The following is a 24,966-nucleotide window of genomic DNA, read 5'->3' as shown; positions in this document are numbered from 1 at the left end:
TCAGTTCTTCGACTGGAGGTTGTCGGCGTCGATCACTCGGTCGAGTTCGCGCAGGCCCTTGTCCAGGTCGTGGACCTTGCCCGCCTCGGCCGCGTAGGAGAAGTCCATCAGCGAGACGACGTACTGGCCGCCGTTGAGCGAGGCTGGCAGCGCCGTGCTGTACCGGTTCTGGGCGATGTCGAGGAAGGTGCGGAACGTCGGGTCGGCGTCCAGCTTCGGCGACTTCAGCGCGGCCTTGGTGGAGGGCACGTTGTGGATGGCGTTGGCGAACGCGACGACCTGGTCGGTGTCGGCGGTCAGGAACTTCACCAGCTCCCACGAGGCGTTCTGGTGCCGGCTGCTGTGCGCGATGCCGGCGACCGTTCCGGTGATGAAGCCGCGCCCGTAGGTCTCGGGGCGGTCGTCGGGGACCGGCATCGGGGCGGTGGCCCACTCGAAGTCGGCCTTGGCCTGGTTGAGCATCAGGCCGCGCCACTCGCCGTCCAGGTGCATGGCGACCTTCCCCTTCAGGAAGGCGTTCTGTGAGGACATCTCGTCGCCGATGGTGGTGCGGAACTTCTCCAGCGCGGTGTAGCCGCCGAGCTTGCCGATGAGGTCCCGCTGCCAGTTGAAGAACTTCTTGGTGGACGGGTCGCGGGCGAGGTTCGACTTGCCGTTCGCGTCGAAGTACTTCGGTCCCCACTGGGCGAGGAAGCGGTCCGGGCTGTTCTGGTAGAGCCGGAAGTTCGGCATCGTGCCGAGCTGCTCGTACGAGCCGTTCTTGGCCCGCTCGGTCAGCTTGACCGCGTCCCGGCTGAACTCCGACATGGTGCGCGGCGGCCTGGTGATGCCGGCCCTCTCGAACGCGTCCTTGTTGTAGTACATGCCGAACGCGTCGGCGAGGAACGGCAGGGCGCACTGATTTCCCCGGTGACTCGTGTAGTCCAGCAGCGTCTTGGGGAAGACCTTGTGCTTGTCCAGGCCGCTCTTCTTCATGAACGGGTCGAGATCGGCCCACATGCCCGACGAGCAGTACTGGCCCACGTTGTTGGTGGTGAACGAGGAGACGACGTCGGGTGCGTCGTCCCCGCCCGCGCGCAGCGCCTGGTTCATGGTGGCGTCCGTGACGTTGCCGATCGCCTTGACGTGGATATTCGGGTGGAGCTTCTCGAAGCGGTCGATGCTCTCGTTGATCGCCTTGACTTCGTTCTTCTCCGCCCAGCCGTGCCAGAACTTGAGCGTGACGGGTTCGGTCGGGTCGTCCTGGTCGCTCCCGGTGCTCGGGTTGGCGCAGCCTGCGGCGAGCAGGGCGGCGGCGGTGAGCACCGAGGCGAGGGCGGCCGTCGCGCGTGGCGGGCGCCGGCGCGGTCGTCGCATGGCGGGCTTCCTTCGTCTCGGGGGCGGTTCGTGGATCGCTTCAGGGCAGGGGGCGGTAGGGAGAGGTGCGGGGGTTTCGCGTGTGGCGGCGGGAGACGGGTGGGGACGGACGGGGGAGCGCGGCCGGTCAGCTGGTGTCGAAGACCGCGTCGCGGGCGTCGGCGAGCGCGGACTGCAACGCGCCGATGAGGATGGGGGAGCCCTCGACCGCGCTCATCCGCAGCCGGGGCAACGGCAGCGCGAGACCGGTCAGTTCCGCTTCGACCAGGGCCCGCAGCCGCTCACCGCCGGCCTGCGGCACGCTGCCGGAGAGCACGACGAGTTCCGGGTCGACCACCGCGATGACGGCGGCCAGCCCGGTGGCCAGCCGGTGCGCGAGTTCGTCCAGCACGGCGTCGCCCTCGCCGGGTGTGCTGAGGGCCAGTTCGAGCGCCTCGGCCACGGTCTTCGGGTGGAAGCCGTGGATGTGCGCGAGCCCGAGCACGCCGGGCGCCGAGACCAGCCGCTGGAAGCCGCCGCCGCCGTCGGGGCCGCAGGTGGACTCCGGGCCGCCGCGGGCCAGCGGCGCGCCGGGCATCGGCATGTAGCCGACCTCGCCCGCGCCGCCGGTCGCCCCGCGCAGCAGATTGCCGCCGAGCACGATGGCCGCGCCGACGCCCTCGTCGGCCCACAGCAGGACGAAGTCCTCGCAGCCCTGGGCGGCGCCGCGGCGCTGTTCGGCGATGGCCGCGAGGTTGACGTCGTTCTCGATGACGACGGGTGTGCCCAGCGCGCCCGCGAGATCGTCGCGCAGCGTCCGGGAGTGCCAGCCGGGCAGGTGCGGCGCGTAGCGCAGTTTGCCGGTGTGCGGGTCGAGCGCGCCGGGTGTGCCGATGACGGTGCGCCGCAGGTCCGCGCGGCGCAGTCCGGCAGCCGCGAGCGCGCCGTCGACGGCCTCGGTCACCAGCGTCGCGGTCCGGCCCTCGGCGTCGGCGACGACGTGGTGTTCGCCGACGTGCCGTCCGGTGATGTCGGCGACGACAGCCGTGATGCCGTCCGGGTCCACGTCGAGGGCGGCGACGTAGCCGGTGGACGGGTCGACCTCGTACAGCTGCGCGTTGGGCCCGGGGCCGCCGCTCACCGTGCCGGTGGTGCGGACCAGCCCGGCCGTTTCGAGCCGGCCGAGCAGCTGGGAGGCGGTGGGCTTGGACAGCCCGGTCAGCTCGCCGATCCGGGTCCTGGACAGCGGCCCGTGCTCCAGCAGCAGGTCGAGGGCCGCCCGGTCGTTCATCGCACGCAGTACGCGCGGTGTCCCCGGCGTTCCCGTTGCTCCTGCCATGGCTCGCGCGACCGTCCTTCGGCTGGACCGGTGACGCCGTCGTCCCCGGTGATCTGTTAGGAAACTTTCCTATCGATGTGCAGGAACGTACGACCGCCGTTGGCACTCCGTCAATGGTCCGGTCATCAGCTCGACCAAAGCGTTATGGACCGGCCATGCGAAGCGGCCCCCGGCTGATGGCCGGGGGCCGTCTCGAAGGCGTGCCGCGAAGGAGCGGGGACCTGCGCATCGAAGGCCGCGCAGGTCATGGAGGTGTACGGGTACGGGTCGGGTGGCCCGTGAGAGCTACTTCGAGAGGTTGGGGCCGTTGCCCGACTGCACCGGCTGCGCTATCGGGGACGCCGCCAGCGACTGCGGCGAGGTCGGGCTCGCCAGCGCGGAGGGCGCGGACACCCCCGCCGACGGGTCGGCGGCGGGCGCCTCCTCGATCGCGGCCGGGATGCCGCCGACGATCCGGATGCCCGCCGCGTCCAGCGCCTGTTTGATGCGCCAGCGCAGCTCGCGCTCGACGCCGAGGGCCTTGCCGGGCATCGTCTTGGCCGACACCCGGATCACCATCGCGTCGAGGGTCACCGAGTCGAGGCCGAGCACCCGCACCGGCTCCCACAGCGCTTCGTCCCATGGCTCCGCCTTCGCCATCTCCTCGCCGGCCTCGGTGATCACCGCACGGGCCTTGTCCAGGTCCTCGTCGTAGCGGACCGTCACATCCACGGCCGCGGTGGCCCAGCCCTGGCTGAGGTTGCCGATCCGCTTGACCTCGCCGTTGCGGACGTACCAGATCTCACCGTTGTCGCCGCGCAGCTTGGTGACCCGCAGCCCGACCTCGATGACCTGGCCGGAGGCGACGCCCGCGTCGATGGTGTCGCCGACCCCGTACTGGTCCTCCAGGATCATGAAGACGCCGGACAGGAAGTCGGTCACCAGATTGCGCGCGCCGAAGCCCAGCGCGACGCCCGCGACGCCCGCGCTGGCGAGCAGCGGCGCCAGATTGATGTTGAGCACGGACAGCACGGTCAGCGCCGCTGTGCCGAGAATCACGAACGAAGCGACGCTGCGCAGCACCGAACCGATGGCCTCGGAGCGCTGATGCCGCCGCTCCGCGTTGACGAGCAGCCCGCCCAGCGCGGTGCCGTCCATGCTCTGCGCGGTGCGGTTCATCCGGTCTATGAGCTTGGTGATGCCGCGCCGGATGACACTGCGGAGCACCACCGCGATCACGATGATCAGAACGATGCGCAGACCGGCGCTCAGCCAGTCCGACCAGTTCTGTTCCACCCATCCGGCGGCGTTGGTGGCATTCTGTTGTGCCTCGTCGATCGAGGAAGTGCCGGGCGACGCGCTCGGCGAATCGCCATCGGCGACAGCGGACCAGAACACAGCGGGAACCTTCCGTGTGGGACATGCCCGCCGAAGCCGCGCGCGGGCAGACCAACCACACTAACGGGGCAACGGGCGTGTTCTGTTGCCGTCGCTCGGCAGCGGGGTGGGGCGGCGGTGGGGACCGGGACCGGATCGGCGGGGAGTGACGCGGTGTGCCGGAAAACACCCGTAGCCCGTTACCCGGTCATGGTGGCGCTGCGACCAGAGGCCAGGGGACACTGAGGGGAGATCGTCCCGGCGCGAGCCACGCGCCGCCGGCGTACAAGGAGGCACCCGTGCCGCATGTCCTGGTCCTCAACGCGTCGTACGAGCCGCTCGGCGTCGTACCGCTCCGCCGCGCGCTCATTCTCGTCCTCAATGACAAGGCCGTCAGCCTCGAGGACTCAGGCGCCCTCATGCACAGTGCGACCCGCGCGATACCCGCACCCAGCGTCGTCCGCCTGAAGCGCTTCGTGCGAGTCCCCTTTCGGGGACCGGTCCCGCTCACCCGCCGCGCCCTGTTCGCCCGTGACGGCGGACGGTGCGCGTACTGCGGTGGCGTCGCAACCAGCGTCGATCACGTCGTCCCGCGCAGCCGCGGCGGTCAGCACGCCTGGGAGAACGTGGTCGCCGCGTGCCGTCGCTGCAACCACGTCAAGGCCGACCGGCATGTCGCGGAGCTCGGCTGGAGACTCCACCATCAACCCGCGCCGCCCTCCGGCCTGGCCTGGCGCATCATCGGGACAGGGCTCAGGGATCCGCAGTGGCTGCCCTACTTGCAGCCCTTCGGCGCGGACGACGCGATGGCCCGGATCGACGGCATACCCGCCTGAGACCGGGCCTTCGCGCTGCCGTGCGCGGTACCGGCGGGGCGGCAGGCGGGCCGGCGGGTGTGACCTCTTGCGGGACAGTCGATCCGGCTGTCCCGCTCGCGGTTCGCGGCGCGGCGGTACGGGGGGTCCGGCGCGCTGGGGGCGTGCGCCCCATGGCCGCACATGCGGCCCGGCTGGACTACTCGTCCTCGACCGGGGGCTTCGCCGGGCTGTGCGCCGAGGCGGGTGACGAGGAGTGCGCCGAGGACGCCGCCACCGCGTAGGTCTCCATCGACCAGAGTGAATAGCCGAAGCGCGTGGCCCGCTTGTCGCCCTGGACGCGGACGAACTTCGCGTCGGGCGCGTCCATCCGGACCGACTCCCGGCCGCCCCTGCTGTCGTGGACGGTCGCGGCCGTGCGCCAGTTGCGGCCGTCGGCCGAGGTCTGGACGCGGTAGCGGGCCGGGTGGGCGTCCTGCCAGTGCAGCACGACCCTGCCGACGTGGGCCGGACGGGCCAGCTCGACCTGGAGCCACGCGTCGTCCTCCACCGGGGAGGACCAGCGGGACTTCGGGTCGCCGTCGACGGCGGCGGAGGCCGGGAAGCCCGCGGTCTCGTCGGCCGACGAACTCGCCTTCGCACGGCGCGCGAGGTCCGGGCCGCCGGTGCGCGGGAAGGCGCGCACGGTCAGCGTGCGCTCCACGCTCACGCCGTGCCCGTCGGAGAACCGCACCAGGATCTCGAAACTGCGCGCCTTGGCGTTCGCCGGGACCGCGATGCCGATCCGCGCGGTCGCCGAGCCGCCGCGCGGGGCGGTGACCTCCGCCGGCGCGGTGACCTCGATGCCCTTCGGCTTGCCCACGGTGAGCTTGCCGCGGACATCGCCGGGGCGCAGCGAGGTCAGCGTCGCTCCGACGGTGGTGCGACCGCCGATCTCGGCGTCCACCGTCTCGTGCTCCAGCTTCATCCCGGCGGCCGGGGCGTCCGCGTACCAGGGGACGATCTCGTGCACCACCGGGGCTCGCGCGCCCGCGCCCCACGCCAGGCGTACGGCGTCGGCGCGCGCGCCCCCGCCCGAGGTATGCGTCCAGCCGCCGGCGGACAGCGCGCCCAGCTTCCGCCAGCCCCGGCCCGGGACATGGGCCTCGACGGTGGCGGGGGTCCCGGTGCCCGGCCGGGTCATCACGGTCACCGCGGAGAGCGGGCGGGCCGAGCCGAGTTTCAGGACGAGGGAGTCGTCGCCGGGCGTACGGGGCGCGCCGGAGGCCGGCCCGGATGCGGACCCGGAAGCGGACCCGGAAGCGGACCCGGAAGCGGACCCGGAAGCGGACCCGGAAGCGGACCCGGAAGCGGACCCGGAAGCCGAGCCGGGCGCGGCGGGCGCGCCCGCCGCCCGGAAGGCGGTGGCCGGGTCGCCGTCGGCCGCGGCCTTGAGCGGGGAGCCGGCGGCAGCGGCGGGGCCGCCGGTGACCGAACCCGAGCCGGCTCCGGAACCCGAGCGGTCCGCGCGCTTTCCGGTGCCCGTGCCGGCCCAGGAGGCCGCCTGCTTCAGGGAGTCGCTCAGGAAGGGGGCCAGCACGCCCTTGCCGACGGTGGCCGGGCTCTTCGCGATCTCCGCGCGCAGCCGCTGGACGTCGAGCTGGGCGCGCCAGGCCGCCGCCCCGTCGCCGCGCGCCTGGGCGCTGAGCAGGTCCACCGCTCGTTCGCCCGCCTCGCCGTAGCGCGCGAGCTGGTCGAGCCAGGGCCGCACCTCCCGGCCGAAGGCGCCGTCGGCCGGGGCGGAGCCGGACGTCCCGCCGGAGCCGTCCGACCCCGAAGTGAGCTTGTCCGGGGCGTCGCGCATGGTGCGGAAGGCCGCGCGCAGCTTGCGGGCGGCCGTCTCCAGCTTCCGGCCGGCCGGGCCCGCCGCGTCCGGGCCTGCCAGCGCGGCTCTGAAGTCGGCGATCAGCGGCTGGAGGTAGCCGGACTCGTCGCCGCCCAGGACCGAGGACGCCTCGTTACGGGCGAGCGCGTGCAGCGCGGCGCGGGTCTGCCGGTCGCCGCCCGCGAGGTCGTCGATCGCGGCCTGCCAGGACTCCTCGGGGCGGTAGCCGCGCGGGTTCCAGGAGTAGTCGGCCGCGGTGAACAGCGGGATGCGGGACGCCGCCGCCTGCTCCATCGCGTTGGCCAGCAGCCCGGCCGAGCCGGTCGCCACGGCGGGCTCGCGGCCGGTGTAGGGGCCGAGGAAGATCCGGTCCTGGGCGTAGTCGTTGACCGGGTAGTTGTCCATGGTGAGCAGCGGGTGCTCGAAGGCGGCGCGGGCGTCCGCCAGCTCGCCGCCGGTGATGGTCCTGGGCACCACGCCGACACCGGTCCACACCACCTCGACCCGGTCGCCCAGCTCCCCGGCCAGCGCGCGCCGGTACTCGGTGACGCCGTCCTGGTAGTACTCGGTGGGCATCAGGGAGAGCGCGGCGGCGTCCTGGTGGCGGTCGGCGAGATGGTCCGCGACCGCGTTCGCGATCTTCGCCTGGGCCTTGGCCGCCGACTTGGGCCCGTTGCCGAACTCCTCGGAGTCCGCGGCGCAGTGCCACTCGCTGTAGCTGACGTCCTGGAACTGGAGCTGGAAGGAGCGCACCCCCAGCGCCCACATCGAGTCGACCTTGCGGGTCAGCGCCTTGAGGTCGTCGCGCGAGGAGAAGCACAGCGCCTGGCCGGGGGAGACCGCCCAGCCGAGCGTCACATGGTTGCGGCGGGCGTGGTCCGCGAGCGCCCGGAAGTCCGCGCGCTGCGCGGCCGGGTACGGGTCGCGCCAGCGCGCCTGGCGGTACGGGTCGTCGCCGGGCGCGTAGAGGTAGCGATTCTGTTTCGTACGGCCCATGAAATCGAGCTGCGCGAGGCGCTGGCGCAGGGTCCACGGCTCGCCGTAGAAGCCCTCGGTGATGCCGCGCACGCCCGTCCCCGGCCAGTCGCGGAGCTGCACCCCGGCGAAGGAGCGGCTGCCGTCCGGCTGGACCTGCACCAGCTGGCGCAGCGTCTGCACGGCGTGGAAGAGGCCGTCGGTCCCGGTGCCGGAGAGCGCCACCACATCGCGCTGCTCGACCCGGCCGACCGCGAGCCGGTACCCGCCCAGCGGCAGGTCGCCGCGCTCGGGGGCGCGCAGGGCGCGCAGCGCCGCGTCCGCGTACGCGCCGTCGGCGCGCACGATCAGGCCGCGCGCGGGCAGCGGCCGGTCGGGGGCTTGCTCATGCACGGTGCCCACCCCGGCGTCGCGCAGCACCGCGCGCAGCACGTCCAGGGCGTACGGGTCGGCGCCGGGGGCGGCGACCAGGGTGACCTCGTCGCCGATGGGCGCGGGCGCGCCCTGCGCGCGCATCGCGTGCGGCCGGGGCCATACGGAGGGCAGTCCGCCGTCGGCCGCCGTGTCCGGCGTACCGGCCACCAGCCCCCCGGGCGGAACCGGGGCGGCGACCGCGCCGGGCGCGCCCAGCAGTCCGCCGATCACGGCGGCGGCCAGAGCTGTGGCCCCCGCAGCCTTGCTCCCCCGGAACTGCACGGCCTGCTCCTTGCTCATGCTGGTGTGACGCCGATTGGCGTTGAGCCCACCACCCCCGGACACGGGTGTCAATGAGAGTGACCGAAGTGCCGGGATTGCCAGGTTGAACTAGGGTTGCCGGGCGGTGATCCGTGCACACCGTCCGTGCGCGATCACCGCAAAACCAGCGGCTTGAGGCCGCCTGGAGCCCCTCTCCCTGCGTCCAGCAGCGCGTCCGACCGCTGAATCGCCTGTCGGGAACAGAATGTGACGTGGAACACGTTGAGGGGATCAGAACGTCTGCGACCGCCGTCAGTGGGTAGGGCAGACGTGTCCCACTGACCGCCTACACCTGGAGGATCGCGTGGTCGCGTCCGCTCAGCTTCTGATGTCCGCCCTCTCCTATCCGGCCGGAGGGGTGAAACCGGAGTTCCCCGACGAGCGCGACGCGCTCCTCGGCGTCTCCGACCCCGACTCCGGCCTCGACGGATGCGATCTCTTCGTCGGCCATGAGTCCCCGCTCACCAGTGAGCCCCCGCTCGCCGACACCGCACCGCTGACCGCCGAGATCCCGATCTCCGCGGAGCTCCCCCTGACCAGTGAACCGACCGCCAACGGCTTCGGCGCCGGCGCGGAGTCGATGGAGGTCTGATGGGCCGTACGCGGCTCGCCGCTCTGCACGGAGTCGCCACCTCGTACGAACCCGGCCCGGGCCGTACCGTCCAGGTCCCCGACGAGACCCTCGTCGCCGTACTGGCCGCGCTGGGCGTCGACGCCTCGACGCCCCGTGCCGTACGCGCGGCCCTGGACCGCCACGCGCACCGGGAGCGGCTCAGGCTGCTCCCGGCGACAGTCGTGCTGCGCGCCGGCCGCCTCAGCGGCCCCGCCCCGCTGCCGGACCTCCCCGAGGGCACCGCCCTGCGGGTCGAGACCGACACCGGCGAAAGCCTCGACTGGGGGTTCGACCCGGCCGAATACGGGCGGCCTCCCGGCCCGGGCAGCGCCGACGAGCGGCCCGCGGCCTTAGGGGCGGACGGGCGGCCCGCGGCCTCCGGCCGGTCCACAGCCTCCGGAACCGGGCCCGCAGCCTCCGCAACGAGGCCCGCCGTTTCCCGAACCGGGCCTCCCGCCTCCGGAACCCGGCCCGCCGCTTTCCGGGCCGGCCCCGGACGGCAGGGCGCGCCGCGCCCCCTCCCGCTCGGCTGCCACACACTCCGCGCGCACGCCCCGGACGGCCGATCGGCCCGCGCGAGCCTGATCGTGGCCCCGGACCGGGTGCCCGAGCCGCCCGGCCGCCAGTACGGCTTCATGGTGCAGCTCTACTCACTGCTCTCCGCCCGCTCCTGGGGCATGGGCGACCTCGGCGACCTGGCCGAGCTGGCCGCCTGGTCCGGCCGCTCGCTCGGCGCCGGCTTCGTCCAGGTCAACCCGCTGCACGCGGCGGTGCCCGGCGCGCCGACCGACCCCTCGCCGTACCGGCCGTCCTCGCGCCGTTTCCCCGACCCGGTCTATCTGCGGATCGAGGACATCCCCGAGTACGCCCACCTGGAGCCGGCCGACCGCCGCCGCGCCGAGGACCTGCTGACCCGCGCCGCCGCGCTGCGCCACGCGGTGCTGCACGAGGACGGGCTGATCGACCGCGACGCCGTCTGGGCGCTGAAACGCGAGGCCCTGGAACTGCTCAGGGCCGTCCCGCTGAGCCCCGGCCGCCGCGCCGCGTACTGCGACTTCCTCGCCGAACAGGGCCAGCCCCTCGACGACCACGCCACCTGGTGCGCCCTCGCCGAGAGACACGGCTCCGACTGGCACTCCTGGCCTGCCGGACTGCGCGACCCGCGCTCCTCGCGCACCGCGCGCGCCCGCGGCGAGAGCCTGGACCGCGTCGACTTCCACTGCTGGCTCGCCTGGCTCACCGACGCCCAGCTCGGCGCCGCCCAGCGGGCCGCGCGGGACGCGGGCATGGGCATCGGCGTCGTCCACGACCTGGCGGTCGGCGTGCACCCCTGCGGCGCGGACGTCTGGGCGCAACAGGACGCCTTCGCGACCGGCATGTCGATCGGCGCGCCACCGGACGCCTTCAACTCCCGCGGCCAGGACTGGGGCCTGCCCCCCTGGCGCCCCGACGCCCTCGCCGCGACCGGCTACGCCCCGTACCGCGACCTGCTGCGCGGGGTCCTGCGACACGCCGGCGCGCTGCGCATCGACCATGTGATGGGCCTGTTCCGCCTCTGGTGGGTCCCGGAGGGCCGGGACCCCACGGAGGGCTGCTACGTCCGCTACGACGCGGAGGCGATGCTCGGCGTCCTCGCCCTGGAGGCGCACCGCGCGGGCGCGGTCGTCATAGGAGAGGACCTGGGAACGGTCGAGCCGGGCGTACGGGAGGCCCTGGCCGGGCGGGGGATTCTGGGTACGTCGGTGATGTGGTTCGAGCGGGACTACCGGAGTGAGGCGGCGGTCGCGCCGGGGGCGTCGGCGGGCCTGGCTCTGTCGGCCCTGGCGGACCCGGCCCTGGCGGACCCGGCCCTGGCGGACCCGGCCCTGGCGGACCCGGCCCTGGCGGACCCGGCCCCGGCCGCCTGCGAGGCCGCTGCGCGGGACTCGGGAGCGCGCAGCGAAGCCGCGGAGCTCGCCGGGCGACCGCGCCCGCTGCCGCCCGAAGCGTGGCGCGCCGACTGCCTGGCCACCGTCACCACGCACGACCTGCCGAGCACCGCCGCCCGGCTCACCGGCGAGCACGTCGGGCTGCGGCACCGGCTCGGGCTGCTCTCCCGCCCGCTCGCCGAGGAGCAGGCGGCGGAGGCGGTCGAGGTCGCCGAGTGGCTGGCGCTGCTGGGCAGGCTCGGGCTGCTCCCGGAGGGGACCTGCGACGAGGAGGCGGCGATCAAGGCGGTGCACCGCTTCCTGACCCGGACCCCGGCGCGGATGCTCGGGGTGTGGCTGCCGGACGCGGTGGGCGACCGGCGTCCGCAGAATCTTCCGGGCACCTGGGACCAGTACCCGAACTGGCGGCTGCCGATCGCGGACGCGACCGGCAGACCCGTCGGCCTGGAGGAACTGGCGGCCTCGCCGCGACTGCACGCGCTGATGGACGTGCTCCGGCCCCTGCGGGACCTGGCGGGCTCGGGCCCGGCTGTGTCTGAGTCTGAGTCTGCGTTTGCGTCTGAGTCTGAGTCTGCGGAAGCGTGACCCCCGCTCAGTGGGCCCGCCCCGCCGGGGTCGGCTGAGCAGAGCCGCCCTCGGTGTCCAGATGGGGCAGGAGCCGGTCCAGCCATCGGGGCAGCCACCACGCGCTCCTGCCGAGCAGCGTCATCACCGCTGGTACCAGCAGGAGGCGGACGATCGTGGCGTCGATGAGCACGCTGACGGCCAGGCCGAGGCCGAGCATCTTGACGACGATGTCGTCGCTGAGGATGAACGCGGCGAAGACGCTGACCATGATGAGTGCGGCGCAGCTGATCACGCGGGCTGTGATTTCCAGCCCGTGCGCGACGCTGCCCTTGCCGTCGCGGGTGCGCAGCCAGGCTTCATGGACCCGGGCGAGCAGGAAGACCTCGTAGTCCATGGACAGGCCGAAGATGATGGCGAACATCATCATCGGCACATAGCTCTCGATCGGCACTGTTCCGTTGACGCCCAACGACGGGCCGCCCCAGCCCCATTGGAAGACCGCGACGACCACGCCGTAGGACGCGGCGATCGACAGGAGGTTGAGCACAGCGGCCTTGAGAGCGACCAGGAGCCCGCGGAAGACGATCAGGATGATGAGGAACGCGAGGGCGACGACGACGGCGATGATGAGCGGGAGTCGCACGGAGATGACGTCGAGGAAATCGTCCTGGGCGGCGGTCGTGCCCGTCAGATAGGTGGTCGCGGGGGTGCTGGAGACGGCCTGGGACAGGACGTCGTCCTTGAGATGGTTGAAGAGGGTGGTGGCGCCGGCGTCCTGCGGTGCGCCTTTGGGGACGGCTGTGCCGGTCAGCACCTTGCCGTCGCCGGTGGCCTGGAGGGGACTGACGCTGGCCGCGCCCGGAACGTCGGTGAGTGCCTTCTTGAGATCGGAGGCGAGCGCGGACCGGTCGGCCGAGGACACCTTGCTCTGGTCGACGACGATCGTGAGCGGACCGTTGGCGCCGGGGCCGAAGCCGGTGGCGATGATGTCGTACGCGCGCCGGTCCGTGAAGCTCGTGGGGTCTGCGCCGTCGTCGATGTGTCCGAGGCGGATGGAGAACACCGGAATCGCGAGGACGCCGACGATCACGAGTCCGGCGAGCAGGAACCACCAGGGGCGGTGTTCCAGCCGCTGGGCATAGCGGTGCCAGCCGCTCTGCGCATCGGCGCGCGGCTCCGTGCCGGCCGTGTCCGCGGTCGCAGGCCGCGTACGGGTGTCCTCCTGGGGCCCGCCGCCGCTGCCCGGCTCCGTGACGCCCTCCGCTACGCCCTCCGCTACGCCCTCCGCGACCGGTCGCCGGACCCGGTAGCGGTCGATCCGGTGTCCGACCAGTCCGAGCAGCGCGGGCACCAGGGTGATCGAGCCGATGACCGCGGTGACGACCGTGACCGCGGAGGCGGCGCCCAGCTTTCCGATGAAGCTGACCTGGGAGACGTACAGTCCGGCCAGCGCGACGATGACCGTGCACCCCGAGACCAGCACGGCGCGCCCGCTGGTGGCGACCGCGCGGCCGGCCGCCGTCACCGGGTCCGCGCCGTCCATGGCCTGCTGCCGGTGACGGGTGATCAGGAACAGGGCGTAGTCGATGCCGACGCCCAGCCCGATCATCGTGGCGAGGGTCGGCGAGACGCTCGCGAAGGTGAAGGCGGCGGCGATCAGGCTCAGACAGCTCAGGCCGACGATGACGCTGATCAGGGCGGTGAGTAGCGGGAGGCCGGCGGCGATGACGCTGCCGAACCCGATCAGCAGGACTGCCACCGCCACGGCGAACCCGATCGCCTCGCTGGTCAGGTCGCTGGACGCGGGCCGGGCGAGTTCACCGAGCGGGCCGCCGTACTCGACATCCACGCCGGCCGTGCGCAGCGGCTTCACCGCCTTGTCGACCCCGTCGAGATAGGAGTCTCCGAACGAGGTGGGGTTGGAGCTGAACCGGACGGTGATGTACCCGCGCTTTCCGTCGGAGGACAGCGCGCCCGTGGGCGGCGAGGAGGAGGTAGCGGGCAGCGGACTGTCCACGGACAGGACGTGCGGGAGCTTCTGGAGGGAGGCGACCGTCTGGTCCACCTGGCTCTGGACGGCGGTGAGGGGTTTCTGCGCGTCGTGCAGTACGACTTGGGCTCCCGTACCGCCCGCGTCGGGAGCGTGCTCTCTGAGCACCGCCGCCCCCTGGTTCGACTGCGTACCGGGCAGCGAGAAGTCATCGGAGTACGTACCGCCGAACGCCCCCTGCAACGCGTGCAGCCCGCCGAGGCCGACCAGCCAGAGAACGATGACGACAACGAAATGACGGGCGCACCACTCGCCCAGCCTCTGTAGCCGCCCCGTTCCGCCCCCGCTTCCCGGTGCTCCGGCTTCCGTACCGCTCTGCGAAGTCATGTGTCCCCCGGAGGGTGCGAACATCAGCCGGCCTTGGCAAATTCAGCCAGTCTTGGCAAATATCGGCATTGTAGATATTTCGGGAGAAACGGTGCCGTTTATGGCCTCGCCGGGCGCGCCCTGCCGCTCGGGGGCTCGGGGGCTCGGCACCGAGGTGTCGCGGCGCCGGGTCAACGCCGACCTGCGCCGTCTCACCGGCGACGGGTTGGGCACCGCCCGGTCGCCGTCGCGTCAAGCCGGCACCGGTGAAGTCACCCTCCGGACCGCCGGAGCCCCGTTCCGTGACACCTCGGCCGTAAAGCCACCCCGGGCGCGCGGTGTGTTCCGGAGTTCGCTAGGTTGAGGCCGTGGGAAACATGGTCAAGAAGAACGCACTGCGCGCCGGCACGGTCACCGCCGGAACGACGCTGATGATGCTGATGTCGTCCCCTGCCTTCGCGGTCACGCCCGACGACGGCGACGACCCGGGTCCGGGCCTGAGCATCGTGGAGACGCTCGGTCTCTACGTCGCGCTGCCGATCGTGCTGTTCCTGGTCATCGCCGGTCTGGTGATGCTGGGCGGCGAGTCCGACAACCCGATTCTCGCGCGCAAAGCCACCGGCAAGGCGGCCGGCGAGGCCACCGGCGAGAAAGTCGCGGCCGGCAAGCCGCAGCAGAGCTGATCGCACCCACCTCCGACGTCCGAGGGCGCCCACCGGTCCACACAGGCCGGTGGGTGCCCTCGTCGTTTTCCGCCTCTGGCCTTCCGCCGTTCCGCCCCGCGACGGATTCTTGCTCCCCGGCGACGGAGTTCCGGACGCGCCCTGGACACCGGTGACGGTTGGCGCTCAGGATGCCTGGGTACTCGCGGAGCCCCGGCGGAGTCCCGCCGGTGTCCCCACGGAGTGCCGCCGGGGGCCGGCGACTGTGGCCCCTGGGGATGGTGGGGCCGCTGATGTCCGCTGGCATCCCACTGACACGTTCCCTAACGCGGACCTAACCTACGATGGCGTAACCTACGGACCCGTAGGAAGTTTTCGTCGTACCCAGGAGATGCTGTGACCATCGCCCCTTCCCGCCCTCACGGCCAGGCCGCGTGGAGTGACGCTCAGCTCCTGCACGCACTGGAAGAAGTCGTCGAGACCGAGCTCAACCGGCACCTCGGGGTCGCCAAGGAGTGGATGCCCCACGAGTACGTGCCGTGGAGCGACGGCCGGAACTTCGACGGCATCATGGGCGGCGACGCCTGGTCCGTCGACCAGTCGAAGGTCACCGACATCGGCCGGATCGCCCTGGTGGTGAACCTCCTCACCGAGGACAACCTCCCCAGCTACCACCACGAGATCGCCTCCCTCTTCGGCCGGGACGGCGCGTGGGGCACCTGGGTGCACCGCTGGACGGCCGAGGAAGGCCGGCACGGCATCGTCATGCGGGACTACCTGCTGACCACCCGCGCCGTCGACCCGGTCCAGCTGGAGCGGTTCCGGATGCAGCACATGTCGGAGGGCTTCGAGTCCGACAACCGGCACAGCATGCTGCACTCGGTCGCGTACGTCGCGTTCCAGGAGCTCGCGACCCGCGTCTCGCACCGCAACACCGGCCACCAGTCCGGCGACCCGGTCTGCGACCGGATGCTGGCCCGGATCGCCACCGACGAGAACCTGCACATGGTCTTCTACCGCAACCTGCTCGGCGCGGCCTTCGAGATGGCCCCCGACCAGACGATGTGCGCCGTCCGGGACGTCGTCGTGGACTTCCGGATGCCCGGCCACGGCATGCCCGGCTTCGAGCGCGCTGCCGCCCAGATGGCCATCGGCGGCATCTACAACCTGCGCATCCACCACGACGACGTACTGCAGCCCGTGCTGCGCTACCTCAAGGTCATGGACATCTCCGGCCTGAGTCCGGACGGGCTCAAGGCGCAGGAGGAGCTCGGCATGTACATGGGCGGCCTCGACGAGCAGGCGGTCAAGTTCGACGAGCGGCGCGCCGCGCTGCTGGCCCGCCGCGCGGCCCGCGCGGCGAAGGTCTGACGGCGGCGTAGCGCTGATCCGCCGGAGCCGAGACCAGGGTCGAGGTCGAGACCAGGGTCGAGGTCGAGGTCGAGACCGCGTCTGTGTCACCTCGGCGCGATGAAGCTGAAGCACTGATCCGTCGATCCGTCGATCCACCGATCGCTGATCTCCCGACCGCACCTTGTAGCGTGCCTTCATGGTCGACTGGGAGATCCGTAAGCTGCACATCCTGCGCACGCTCAGTGAGCTGGGCACCGTCACCGCCACCGCCGAGGCGCTGCGTATGACGCCCTCGGCGGTCTCCCAGCAGCTCTCCGGGCTCGCCAAGCAGCTCGGCGTGGTGCTGCTGGAGGCGCATGGCCGCCGGGTCCGGCTGACCGACGCCGCCCACCTCGTACTGCGGCACGCCGAGGCGGTCTTCGCCCAGCTGGAGCGGGCCGACGCCGAGCTGGCCGGCTACCTCCAGGGAGAGGCCGGCCAGGTGCGGGTCGGCGCGTTCAGCACCTCGATCCCGGCCCTGGTGGTGCCCGCCGTGCTGGAGCTGCGGCGCAGCCACCCCGGGCTGACCGTGTCCGTACGGGAGGCGGAGGCGGCCGAGGCGTACGAGCTGCTCTCGGCCGGCGCGGTCGAGCTGGCGCTCTCGCTCGCCGCGCACGCCCCGACGCCCCGCGACCCGAAGTTCACCCGGATCGAACTGCTCGCCGACCCCCTCGACGTGGCCCTCCCCGCAGGCCACCCGCTCGTCTCGGCGGCCGGGCTGCGGCTCGCCGACCTCGCGGGCGAGCCCTGGATCTTCGGCAGCAGCGGGCCGTGGTCGGAGATCACCAGGGCGGCCTGCGAGGCCGCCGGATTCGTACCTGAGCAGGCGCACGCGGCGGCCGACTGGTCCGCGATCCTCGCGATGGTCGGCGCGGGCCTGGGCGTCGCGCTGGTGCCGCGGATGGCGGTGGCGGTGGCCGTCGCGGGGCCCGCGGCCGGGGTCGCGGTACGGGTGCTGCACGCCGACCAGCCGCGCCGCCATGTGGTGGCCGCGGTCCGGCGCGGGGCCGAAGAGGCGCCGGGGCTGGCCCGGGTACTGGGTGCGCTGCGGCAGGCGGCGGACGCTCGAATGTTCAGCTCAGCTGAATAGATGTGTCAGAAACTTTCGCTAGACCTGAGTAATGGCCTCTGTGAGAGTCGGGGACATCGGCACACCGGCCCGGACGCCGGTCCGGACCCCCGGCCCAGCCGTGCCACCGACCGCAGAGAGGCGAAGGATGACTTCCACCCCGTCCCACGACCCGCACGCCAATGACGCCGACCCGTACGGCGGCGGCGACCCGTACGCCGACTACCGCGGCGGCGACTTCCCGTTCACCGACCTGGTGGACCTGGCCGACCGTCGTCTCGGGGCCGGAGTCATCGCCGCGAACGACGAGTTCTTCGCCGACCGGGAGAACCTGCTCGTCGCGACGCCCGCCGTCTTCGACCCGGAGCACTTCGGGCACAAGGGCAAGATCATGGACGGCTGGGAGACCAGGCGGCGGCGCGGCGCGGACGCGGAACACCCCTTCCCGACCGACGAAGACCACGACTGGGCGCTCATCCGGCTCGCCGCCCCCGGCGTCATCCGCGGCCTGATCGTCGACACCGCCCACTTCCGCGGCAACTACCCGCAGCAGGTCTCCGTCCAGGCGGCGGCCGTCGAGGGCAGCCCCAGCCCCGAGCAGCTGCTCGCCGCCGACGTGAAGTGGGAGGAGATCGTCCCGCGCACGCCGGTACGCGGCCACGCCGCCAACGGCTTCACCGTCTCCAGCGAGCGCCGCTACACCCACCTGCGGCTCAACCAGCACCCCGACGGCGGCATCGCCCGGCTGCGGGTGCACGGCGAGGTCGTCGCCGACCCGGCGTGGCTGGAGCTGCTCGGCACCTTCGACCTCGCGGCGGTGCTGCACGGCGGCGCGGTCGAGGACGCCTCCGACCGCTTCTACTCCTCGCCGACCAGCATCATCCTGCCCGACCTCTCCCGGAAGATGGACGACGGCTGGGAGAACCGCCGCCGCCGGGTCAAGGCCACCAACGACTGGGTGCGCTTCCGCCTCGCGGGCCAGGGCGTCATCCGCGCCCTGGAGATCGACACCGCCTACCTCAAGGGAAACTCCGCGGGCTGGGCCGCCGTCTCCGTCTGCGACGCGACGACCGCCGACCCGGCCGACGCGGGCTCCTGGACCGAGATCCTGCGGCGCACCAAGCTCCAGCCGGACACCTCGCACCGCTTCCGCCTCGACGCCCCCGCCACGGCCACCCACGTACGGGTCGACGTCTTCCCGGACGGCGGCATCGCCCGGCTGCGGCTGCACGGCAGCCTCACCGAGGCGGGCGGCGCGGCGCTCGCGCGGCGCTTCGAGCAGCTGACGGGCTGACGCGTCGATGGGCTGACGAGTCGACGGGCTCGGCAGCCGCGGCTGCCGCTCACCGCCCGGCCGCTCACCGCCCGGCCGCGCACCGCCTGGTGGCGGCCCGCCGCATCCACTGGGCAGCCGCCGCCCTCTGACCAGCCGACCGGTTGACATGGGTCGCCGGTCCGCGGGGAGACGACGAGACCCCCGTCGGGGGACGGGGGCCTCGTCGTGCACCAGCGTTCAACTCGGGCCGGGCGCTCCGCTCAGCGCCCGGAAAGGGCTCAGCCCTTGTCCGCGCCGGCCGTCCCGCCCGCCGCCGCGTCCGCCCGCTGGGCGCGCAGCGCGCGCTCCACGCCAGCGCGCGACTCGGTGACCAGCCGGCGCAGCGCCGCCGACGGCTCGGCCGAGGCCAGCCAGGCGTCCGTCGCGTCCAGGGTCTCCTGCGAGACCTGGAGCGCCGGGTACAGACCGGTCGCGATCTGCTGCGCCATCTCGTAGCTGCGCGAGTCCCAGACCGCCTTGACCGCGGCGAAGTACTTCGCGGTGTACGGCGCGAGCAGCTCGCGCTGGTCGATCTGGACGAAGCCGCCGATCACCGCTTCCTGCACCGCGTTCGGCAGCTTGTCCGAGTCGATGACCGACGCCCAGGCCTCCGCCTTGGCCGCGGCCGTCGGCCGGGAGGCGCGGGCCGAGGTGGCGTGCTGCTCGCCCGCCGAGGTCTTGTCGCGCTCCAGCTCGGCCGCGATGGCCTTCTCGTCCGCCCGCCCGGTCGACGCCAGCCGCTGGAGCAGCGCCCAGCGCATCTCGGTGTCGACGGCCAGGCCCTCGACCGTCTCGGTCCCGTTCAGCAGCCCGTCCAGCAGGTCCAGCTGCGCGTCCGTACGGGCCGTGGCCGCGAACGTCCGCGCCCACGCGAGCTGGTGGTCGCTGCCGGGAGCCGCCGCGCGCAGCTGCTCCAGCGCGGCGTCGGTCCACCGGGTGAGGCCGCGCTCGCGCCACACCGGGTCGGCGTAGAGGTCCAGCGCCAGCTTCACCTGGCGGTGCAGCGACTGGACGACGCCGATGTCCGACTCCTTGGCGACACCCGAGAGCACCAGGTCGAGGTAGTCGCGGGCGGCCAGCTCGCCGTCCCGCGTCATGTCCCACGCCGAGGCCCAGCTCAGCGCGCGCGGCAGCGACTCGGCGAAGTCCCCCAGGTGCTCGGTGACCACCCGCAGCGACTCGGCGTCCAGCCGCACCTTCGCGTACGACAGGTCGTCGTCGTTGAGCAGGATCACCGCGGGGCGGCGGGTGTCCTTCGGGAACGGCACCTCGGTGCGCTCCCCGGCCACGTCCAGCTCGATCCGGCTGGTGCGGACCAGCTTGCCGTCCTTGAGGTCGTAGCAGCCGATCGCGATGCGGTGCGGTCGCAGCGTGGACTCGCCCTTCGCGCCGGCAGGCAGCGCCGGGGCCTCCTGGAGGACCGTGAACGAGGTGACGACGCCCGAGGCGTCGGTCTCGATCTCCGGTCGGAGGATGTTGATCCCGGCCGTCTCCAGCCACGCCTTCGACCAGGCCTTCAGGTCCCGGCCCGAGGTCCGCTCCAGCGCGCCGAGCAGGTCGGAGAGCCGGGTGTTCCCGAACGCGTGCGCCTTGAAGTACGCCTGCACACCGGCGAAGAACTCGTCCTTGCCGACATAGGCGACGAGCTGCTTGAGCACCGAGGCGCCCTTGGCGTAGGTGATGCCGTCGAAGTTGACCAGGACGTCGTCCAGGTCATTGATCTCCGCCATGATCGGGTGCGTGGACGGCAACTGGTCCTGCCGGTACGCCCAGGTCTTCATGGAGTTCGCGAAGGTGGTCCACGACTGCGGCCACTTGCTGCCCGCCGCGTCGGCCTGGCAGGCGATGGAGGTGTAGGTGGCGAACGACTCGTTCAGCCACAGGTCGTTCCACCACTCCATGGTGACCAGGTCGCCGAACCACATGTGCGCCAGCTCGTGCAGGATGGTCTCGGCGCGCGTCTCGTACGCCGCGTCCGTCACCTTCGAGCGGAAGACGTACTGGTCGCGGATGGTCACCGCGCCCGCGTTCTCCATCGCGCCCGCGTTGAACTCCGGGACGAAGAGCTGGTCGTACTTCTCGAACGGGTACGCGTAATCGAACTTCTCCTGGAACCAGTCGAAGCCCTGCCGGGTGACCTCGAAGATCGCGTCCGAGTCGAGGAACTCGGCGAGCGAGGGCCGGCAGTACACCGCGAGCGGCACACTGCGCCCCTCGCCCTCCCAGCTGCTGTGCACCGAGTGGTACGGGCCGACGATCAGCGCGGTGATGTACGTCGAGATCCGCGGCGTCGGCGCGAAGCTCCAGATGTTGTCCTTGGGCTCCGGCGTCGGAGAGTTGGAGATGACCGTCCAGCCCTCAGGGGCCGTCACGGTGAACTCGAACGTCCCCTTGAGGTCCGGCTGCTCGAACGACGCGAAGACCCGGCGCGCGTCCGGCACCTCGAACTGCGTATACAGATAAGCCTGCTCGTCCACCGGATCCACGAACCGGTGCAGACCCTCACCGCTGTTGGTGTACGCGCAATCCGCGACGACCCGCAGCTCATTACGCCCGGCGAGCAGCCCGGACAGCGCGATCCTGCTGTTCTCGAACACCGCGCCGGCGTCCAGCGCGTCACCGTTCAGCACTACCTCGTGCACGGCCGGCGCCACCAGATCGATGAACGTATCCGCCCCAGCCTCGGCAACGTCGAAGCGCACCGTGGTCACCGACCGGAAAGTGCCGCCCTGCTGCGCGCCGGAGAGATCGAGGCCGATCTCGTACGAGTCGACACTGAGCAGGCGCGCCCGCTGCTGCGCCTCTTCGCGGGTGAGGTTCGTTCCAGGCACCGGGCCATCTCCTTATGTCGCGTTTTTTGTCATCCTTCCACGGCGGCGGGCTTCGGTGGAGGGGGGCGGCGGGGTGGGCGTACGGCGGTGCTGTCACCCGGACGGCCGATGTGTCGGCGGGTGCCGGCAGCGGATCTGAGCTGCCCTTAGGTTCGTGGCCTATGGGACGGAGAGATTCGATGAACGCACGTTCGCGGCGCGAGGTTCGGGCCGAGGCGCTGAAGCGTGAGCTTTGGCCGGCCAAGGCTTCAGCGGCCGAGCAGCGGCGCGCAACGGTCCGGGCCGAGAACACCGTCGCGGAAGCGGATTACGCAGCCGCCGCGCAGGAGTGGGCCGAGGGCGAGGACGCGCGTCTTTGGCGGTGCACTACCGGCGACGGGCTCGATCCCGAGCCGTCCGGCGGGCACGTGGTCTGACACTGGGCGGGCCCCGGACGACCGGCCCTGGACGGCCGTGCCGCGTCACCCCGAGGCCGCCCTGACCGGTGACTCCGACGGCGCCGAGCCTCGCGGGCCCCTTATCGCGTCGGTTCAGAGATCCAGGACGGAACGCACAGCGCGCTCGACACGCGTCATCGCGTCCAGGGGCACCTCGCCGAGCAGCTTTGCCTTCTCGAAGCGGTGAGCGGCGTACTGGGTGAGGTTCACGGGCACGGCGACCGCTCGCACCGGATCGGTGATGGGGACGGACAGGAGCGTGTCGGGGAAGGCGTCGGCCGGGTGGAGAAGCAGGCACACCGCTGTCCGATAGCTCTCGTTGGCCTCGTCGATGGACAGGACCAGGATGGTGCGGGTGGTGTCGGAGAGAGGCAGCTCCCAGACGGTCCCGCGCTTCATCGGATGTCTCCGGCGGGGTCCGCGTCACCGTCGTCCACGAGGAGCACCCCGCCGATGGCGGCCTGGGCCTCAGCGGCTTCCTTGACCATCTGGTGGCGCAGCGTGCGCACCATGTAGGCGTTGAGAGAGAGGCCGGAGTCGGCTGCGGCCTTGCGCACGTCAGCGTCGAGGTCGTCCGATAGGCGCACGGTGAATACACTCATGCCACCACGGTAGTAGTCGATCCGGAAGCCACGCAAGGTGCCGCACCCCATCTGCCACGCCTCACGGCTGCCGCATCCATGTTCGCCACGGCCGGACGGTGATCTCCGCGTACGTGTAGAACGCCGGCACCTCGGCGGCTCGGTTCTTCTTTTGCTGAGCGGGTTTTATCGCGTGTGCAGCTCTGTGCTGAGCTTCGGATCGTGAGAGAGCCTCACTCGCTCCGTGAGGCGAGGTAGACCCTCGCGCGCGTAAGGAAGGCGGATTGTGCCTGGAAGGACAGGTCTTCGTCGATCCCGGTGATGGTCACCGAGACATTGCCCTCAAGACTTCGGGAGATCCTGGTCTGTTTGGAAAGTGAACTTTGCCATCCCGAAATGTTCAAGTGTGTAACGGGTGAGAAGGTGAGGAAGAATTCAAACGCGTTGAACTCTCCCTTCGTCCACTCGGGCAACGGGTGGTCAGGTAGGTGTTTGGTGTCAAATCCCAGCGTCACGCTCGTTCCGCGCTCGTCGATGTGCAGATAGAACAGATCGCACTGGCTAAGGACTGGTGGACGGTCGAAGAGTTCGTGAATTTCGCGGGGTTCGGTGAGGAATTTCGGCCAGTCAGATGTGCTCATTGAATGTCTTCTCGTGGGGAGCTGGTGTGCTGCCGAATCTCATGGCGTCGAGCTTGCTCAGGTAGCAGTGTCGACCGCTGTCCGCCCCTTCTGGGGTCGTTTTAAACGCGCCCATATGTCCGATGATCAAGGAATCGCTGCTGCTGAACGAAAGATTTACTCCAAGTCCCTCGACGCTGATCTCCAGGCGGCGTAGATCGCGCGGGAGCATGGTGATATTCGCGGTGACCGGTGGCTGCCATTGAGTCATAGCGACATCCGCTACGGCCAGGAACTGCACCTGGCACTGAAACGTATCGCAATCTGGTTCTTGCCATTCGACGCGTGGAACGTGTGGGAATTCCGGCAGGTCAAAGCGCAGTGTGAGAGTTGGACCCCAGCGGTCGAGGTGTATGGATCTCACTTTGATGGAATGAAGGGATGGAATCGTCAGGTAGAGAGCGGTGAGTTGTTCTGGGTTTACGAGCTGCTCAGCCCAGTGAAGTGTCATACGGGAATTATAAGCTCAATTCCTCTGGTCCGGCGGCACGCTCAGCTCGCGACTTAGTTTTGTGGCGAGGAGGCTGATTGCTTCGCGTGGGATCTCTTCGTACTTCCATGTGAAATCCTCCCTGAGGAGTGCTTGCAATTCTGCACCTTTAATTCTGCGCCCCGTCTGGTGAGCGGGCCATTCGTTCGCCCGATAGACTTCGATGTAACCGATGTCATCCCAAGAGGAGATTATTTCTGCCAATCGGGGTGCTACGCGCAGCCACTCATCCTCTTCTGAAAGCCAATCCATGGTAATCCCATGTTGATTTATCGAGGTTCTATTCGAGGGTAGGGTTGCCTTCGAGTGGTATCCCCGTTAGCTTCTTGCCGATACTAGAGGGTGGGACGGAAAATTCCGCTACTCCCATTCGATATCCCAATGAGCCTCTTTAAAGAACTGCTGGAGGGAAGGTGTGTCTTCCACCCATTCGTCTCCGCTTCCATTTCTGAACTCGGGATCAAGGGCTGTCAATACAAGATAGCTTGGCGGATCATCCGGGAGTTCTTGAATTACGTAACTTCCCTGATTATCCCCGGATTTGATGCGTCCAATGATTCCGAGTATATTCCGAATCGATGCTTCACAATCCAATATTCGTACTCTTCTGTGGTCACCGCGCAAACGTGGTCCCCGTCAATGGACATGCCCAAAAACTCGGGAGATCCTTCATCTTGGAGATGTGAAGCCAATTCAGCTCCTTTCGACCACTCCACGCAGATCCAGCCGAGCTCCAGACTGCCTTGCCCGGCCATGCTGACCAGAAATGATCCATCTTCAGCGAAGAGGGAATTTCTTGAGGCTTGAAGAAGCCACTGGCGGTCCACTTCTGCCAGCGCTTCCGGGTGTTCTTGGCCGACTGTTGCAGTAGGCTCCGTTTCAATATTGGACACATGCTTCCATACTTGAAGCACTGTTGGAACGTCTTCTGGGGGCGGAGTGTCGAGCACTTTGAGTCCGCTGGCCGATATTCTGCGCCACCGATCTTCTCCATCAAGGTCAACCATTTCTAGCCCACTCGTCTTCAACCGTCAGTGGAAATGTTCCTCGCCTAGAGAAGTTGGCCATTGATGCGCTGGGTGGACCAGTGAGAAACTCGGCGTAGCTCTTCCCTCACACAAATAGCAGTCTGTCCACGATTGTAACGCGCGGGAATACTTGTAGTTCAATCTGTCCCTGTGTGTCCCCCCTTGAAGACTCGAGTTGGACGCCCAGATCCTCCAGGACCTCCGTGTCGTGCAAGTCCAGAAATTCCTGATACGTGAGGTCAAGATGTATTCAGGAGATCCTCAACGTATTCACTCAAGCTGCCGGGCAGTGTCGTGAGATCAATCTCGCGCAGATGTGCAATACTCTCGAAATTTGTAAGCCCGCTGGCTCCGAGTTCAAGGAGTGCGTGCAACTGTGCTTCCAAAGTGCCATGATGCTGCTCACAAGCTGCGGAGATCGACAAGATTCCTGCTAGCAGTCGCCTTTCTGTCTTGGAATAGCTGCTCACCCAATCTGTCACTCTGTCGGCGCCGAGCTCGCGCTGCCGTGTATCCGGGTCTGTCAGCTGTCGAATAAGTTTCATGAGCTGATCAGCGCGCACTCACCACGGGATCACCCGAGGCTTGCGTCGCCAGT

Annotated in this window: 21 protein-coding genes; 8 read left to right on the top strand and 13 right to left on the bottom strand. The window is 70.3% G+C overall.

All coding sequences use genetic code 11. The annotated features are described in order from the left end of the window. From QMK28_RS00800 to QMK28_RS00790, 3 genes are all read right to left on the bottom strand, one after another. Complete coding sequence (locus QMK28_RS00800; RefSeq protein ID WP_326434951.1) at positions 1-1,356, bottom strand: ABC transporter substrate-binding protein; 1,356 nt, start codon at positions 1,354-1,356, stop codon at positions 1-3. A 127-nt stretch (positions 1,357-1,483) separates the two neighbouring features. Then, entirely contained in the window at positions 1,484-2,626 is a 1,143-nt protein-coding gene (locus tag QMK28_RS00795) for an ROK family transcriptional regulator (protein WP_326434950.1), read from the bottom strand. 333 nt (positions 2,627-2,959) lie between these two features. Then, on the bottom strand, positions 2,960-4,051 hold the full coding sequence (locus QMK28_RS00790; protein WP_326434949.1) for a mechanosensitive ion channel family protein: 1,092 nt from the start codon (positions 4,049-4,051) through the stop codon (positions 2,960-2,962). A 278-nt stretch (positions 4,052-4,329) separates the two neighbouring features. Between QMK28_RS00790 and QMK28_RS00785 the strand changes: the two genes are divergently transcribed. Continuing rightward, a complete protein-coding gene (locus QMK28_RS00785; RefSeq protein WP_326434948.1) occupies positions 4,330-4,866 on the top strand; it encodes an HNH endonuclease in 537 nt (178 codons plus the stop codon). Positions 4,867-5,044: 178 nt separating this feature from the next. Here the strand turns inward: QMK28_RS00785 and QMK28_RS00780 are convergent, their stop codons facing one another. After that, the gene (locus QMK28_RS00780) at positions 5,045-8,398 is read right to left on the bottom strand and encodes a beta-N-acetylglucosaminidase domain-containing protein (protein ID WP_326434947.1); all 3,354 of its coding nucleotides are present in this window, start codon (positions 8,396-8,398) and stop codon (positions 5,045-5,047) included. A gap of 325 nt (positions 8,399-8,723) precedes the next feature. Between QMK28_RS00780 and QMK28_RS00775 the strand changes: the two genes are divergently transcribed. Together QMK28_RS00775 and malQ are read left to right on the top strand one after the other, a co-directional pair. Continuing rightward, positions 8,724-9,011: a hypothetical protein gene (locus tag QMK28_RS00775; RefSeq protein WP_326434946.1), complete on the top strand. Its 288-nt coding sequence runs from the start codon at positions 8,724-8,726 to the stop codon at positions 9,009-9,011. Next, on the top strand, positions 9,011-11,545 hold the full coding sequence (gene malQ, locus QMK28_RS00770) for a 4-alpha-glucanotransferase (protein WP_326434945.1): 2,535 nt from the start codon (positions 9,011-9,013) through the stop codon (positions 11,543-11,545). The genes QMK28_RS00775 and malQ overlap by 1 nt, the downstream gene beginning before the upstream one ends. Before the next feature lie 7 nt (positions 11,546-11,552). Here the strand turns inward: malQ and QMK28_RS00765 are convergent, their stop codons facing one another. Further along, positions 11,553-13,904 (bottom strand): MMPL family transporter, encoded by a 2,352-nt coding sequence (locus QMK28_RS00765; protein WP_326434944.1) that lies wholly within the window; start codon positions 13,902-13,904, stop codon positions 11,553-11,555. Between the two features lie 347 nt (positions 13,905-14,251). Here QMK28_RS00765 and QMK28_RS00760 point away from each other — a divergent pair, with 347 nt between their 5' ends. From QMK28_RS00760 to alc, 4 genes are all read left to right on the top strand, one after another. Continuing rightward, complete coding sequence (locus tag QMK28_RS00760; RefSeq protein ID WP_443050477.1) at positions 14,252-14,566, top strand: hypothetical protein; 315 nt, start codon at positions 14,252-14,254, stop codon at positions 14,564-14,566. A gap of 375 nt (positions 14,567-14,941) precedes the next feature. After that, the gene (locus QMK28_RS00755) at positions 14,942-15,916 is read left to right on the top strand and encodes an acyl-ACP desaturase (RefSeq protein WP_326434943.1); all 975 of its coding nucleotides are present in this window, start codon (positions 14,942-14,944) and stop codon (positions 15,914-15,916) included. A 178-nt stretch (positions 15,917-16,094) separates the two neighbouring features. After that, complete coding sequence (locus tag QMK28_RS00750) at positions 16,095-17,027, top strand: LysR family transcriptional regulator (protein WP_326434942.1); 933 nt, start codon at positions 16,095-16,097, stop codon at positions 17,025-17,027. Positions 17,028-17,154: 127 nt separating this feature from the next. Then, a complete protein-coding gene (alc, locus tag QMK28_RS00745) occupies positions 17,155-18,300 on the top strand; it encodes an allantoicase (protein ID WP_326434941.1) in 1,146 nt (381 codons plus the stop codon). Positions 18,301-18,560: 260 nt separating this feature from the next. On the opposite strand, the gene pepN is transcribed toward alc, so the two are convergent. Beyond that, the gene (gene pepN / locus QMK28_RS00740; protein ID WP_326434939.1) at positions 18,561-21,152 is read right to left on the bottom strand and encodes an aminopeptidase N; all 2,592 of its coding nucleotides are present in this window, start codon (positions 21,150-21,152) and stop codon (positions 18,561-18,563) included. A 179-nt stretch (positions 21,153-21,331) separates the two neighbouring features. Between pepN and QMK28_RS00735 the strand changes: the two genes are divergently transcribed. Next, a complete protein-coding gene (locus tag QMK28_RS00735) occupies positions 21,332-21,568 on the top strand; it encodes a hypothetical protein (RefSeq protein ID WP_326434938.1) in 237 nt (78 codons plus the stop codon). A gap of 114 nt (positions 21,569-21,682) precedes the next feature. Here QMK28_RS00735 and QMK28_RS00730 read toward each other — a convergent pair whose 3' ends face one another. From QMK28_RS00730 to QMK28_RS00700, 7 genes are all read right to left on the bottom strand, one after another. After that, entirely contained in the window at positions 21,683-21,988 is a 306-nt protein-coding gene (locus tag QMK28_RS00730; RefSeq protein ID WP_326434937.1) for a hypothetical protein, read from the bottom strand. Beyond that, positions 21,985-22,191, bottom strand: coding sequence for a toxin-antitoxin system HicB family antitoxin (locus tag QMK28_RS00725; RefSeq protein WP_326434936.1), 207 nt, complete (start codon positions 22,189-22,191; stop codon positions 21,985-21,987). Before QMK28_RS00725 ends, QMK28_RS00730 begins: the two co-directional genes overlap by 4 nt. A gap of 212 nt (positions 22,192-22,403) precedes the next feature. Further along, positions 22,404-22,811 carry an Imm50 family immunity protein gene (locus tag QMK28_RS00720; protein ID WP_326434935.1) on the bottom strand — a complete coding sequence of 136 codons (408 nt, stop codon included), beginning with the start codon at positions 22,809-22,811 and terminating at the stop codon, positions 22,404-22,406. Continuing rightward, positions 22,798-23,301 carry an Imm50 family immunity protein gene (locus QMK28_RS00715; RefSeq protein WP_326434934.1) on the bottom strand — a complete coding sequence of 168 codons (504 nt, stop codon included), beginning with the start codon at positions 23,299-23,301 and terminating at the stop codon, positions 22,798-22,800. The genes QMK28_RS00720 and QMK28_RS00715 overlap by 14 nt, the downstream gene beginning before the upstream one ends. 15 nt (positions 23,302-23,316) lie before the next feature. Beyond that, positions 23,317-23,592: a hypothetical protein gene (locus QMK28_RS00710; protein ID WP_326434933.1), complete on the bottom strand. Its 276-nt coding sequence runs from the start codon at positions 23,590-23,592 to the stop codon at positions 23,317-23,319. A 260-nt stretch (positions 23,593-23,852) separates the two neighbouring features. Continuing rightward, positions 23,853-24,347, bottom strand: coding sequence for a hypothetical protein (locus QMK28_RS00705; protein ID WP_326434932.1), 495 nt, complete (start codon positions 24,345-24,347; stop codon positions 23,853-23,855). Positions 24,348-24,607: 260 nt separating this feature from the next. Next, the gene (locus QMK28_RS00700; protein WP_326434931.1) at positions 24,608-24,931 is read right to left on the bottom strand and encodes a hypothetical protein; all 324 of its coding nucleotides are present in this window, start codon (positions 24,929-24,931) and stop codon (positions 24,608-24,610) included. Between the last annotated feature and the right edge of the window lie 35 nt (positions 24,932-24,966).

Source organism: Streptomyces sp. H27-D2 (assembly GCF_035828615.1).
Lineage (GTDB): Bacteria > Actinomycetota > Actinomycetes > Streptomycetales > Streptomycetaceae > Streptomyces.
The sequence above is the reverse complement of the archived record's forward strand: the minus strand, read 5'-3'. Positions and strand labels throughout refer to the sequence as shown.

Excerpts from the sequence above, each read along its gene's own strand:
- QMK28_RS00800 (WP_326434951.1), bottom strand. The coding sequence starts at position 1,356 with ATGCGACGACCGCGCCGGCGCCCGCCACGCGCGACGGCCGCCCTCGCC.
- QMK28_RS00795 (WP_326434950.1), bottom strand. The coding sequence starts at position 2,626 with ATGAACGACCGGGCGGCCCTCGACCTGCTGCTGGAGCACGGGCCGCTG.
- QMK28_RS00780 (WP_326434947.1), bottom strand. The coding sequence starts at position 8,398 with ATGAGCAAGGAGCAGGCCGTGCAGTTCCGGGGGAGCAAGGCTGCGGGG.
- malQ (WP_326434945.1), top strand. The coding sequence starts at position 9,011 with ATGGGCCGTACGCGGCTCGCCGCTCTGCACGGAGTCGCCACCTCGTAC.
- QMK28_RS00765 (WP_326434944.1), bottom strand. The coding sequence starts at position 13,904 with ATGACTTCGCAGAGCGGTACGGAAGCCGGAGCACCGGGAAGCGGGGGC.
- QMK28_RS00750 (WP_326434942.1), top strand. The coding sequence starts at position 16,095 with ATGGTCGACTGGGAGATCCGTAAGCTGCACATCCTGCGCACGCTCAGT.
- alc (WP_326434941.1), top strand. The coding sequence starts at position 17,155 with ATGACTTCCACCCCGTCCCACGACCCGCACGCCAATGACGCCGACCCG.
- QMK28_RS00735 (WP_326434938.1), top strand. The coding sequence starts at position 21,332 with ATGAACGCACGTTCGCGGCGCGAGGTTCGGGCCGAGGCGCTGAAGCGT.
- QMK28_RS00730 (WP_326434937.1), bottom strand. The coding sequence starts at position 21,988 with ATGAAGCGCGGGACCGTCTGGGAGCTGCCTCTCTCCGACACCACCCGC.
- QMK28_RS00725 (WP_326434936.1), bottom strand. The coding sequence starts at position 22,191 with ATGAGTGTATTCACCGTGCGCCTATCGGACGACCTCGACGCTGACGTG.
- QMK28_RS00720 (WP_326434935.1), bottom strand. The coding sequence starts at position 22,811 with ATGAGCACATCTGACTGGCCGAAATTCCTCACCGAACCCCGCGAAATT.
- QMK28_RS00715 (WP_326434934.1), bottom strand. The coding sequence starts at position 23,301 with ATGACACTTCACTGGGCTGAGCAGCTCGTAAACCCAGAACAACTCACC.
- QMK28_RS00710 (WP_326434933.1), bottom strand. The coding sequence starts at position 23,592 with ATGGATTGGCTTTCAGAAGAGGATGAGTGGCTGCGCGTAGCACCCCGA.
- QMK28_RS00705 (WP_326434932.1), bottom strand. The coding sequence starts at position 24,347 with ATGGTTGACCTTGATGGAGAAGATCGGTGGCGCAGAATATCGGCCAGC.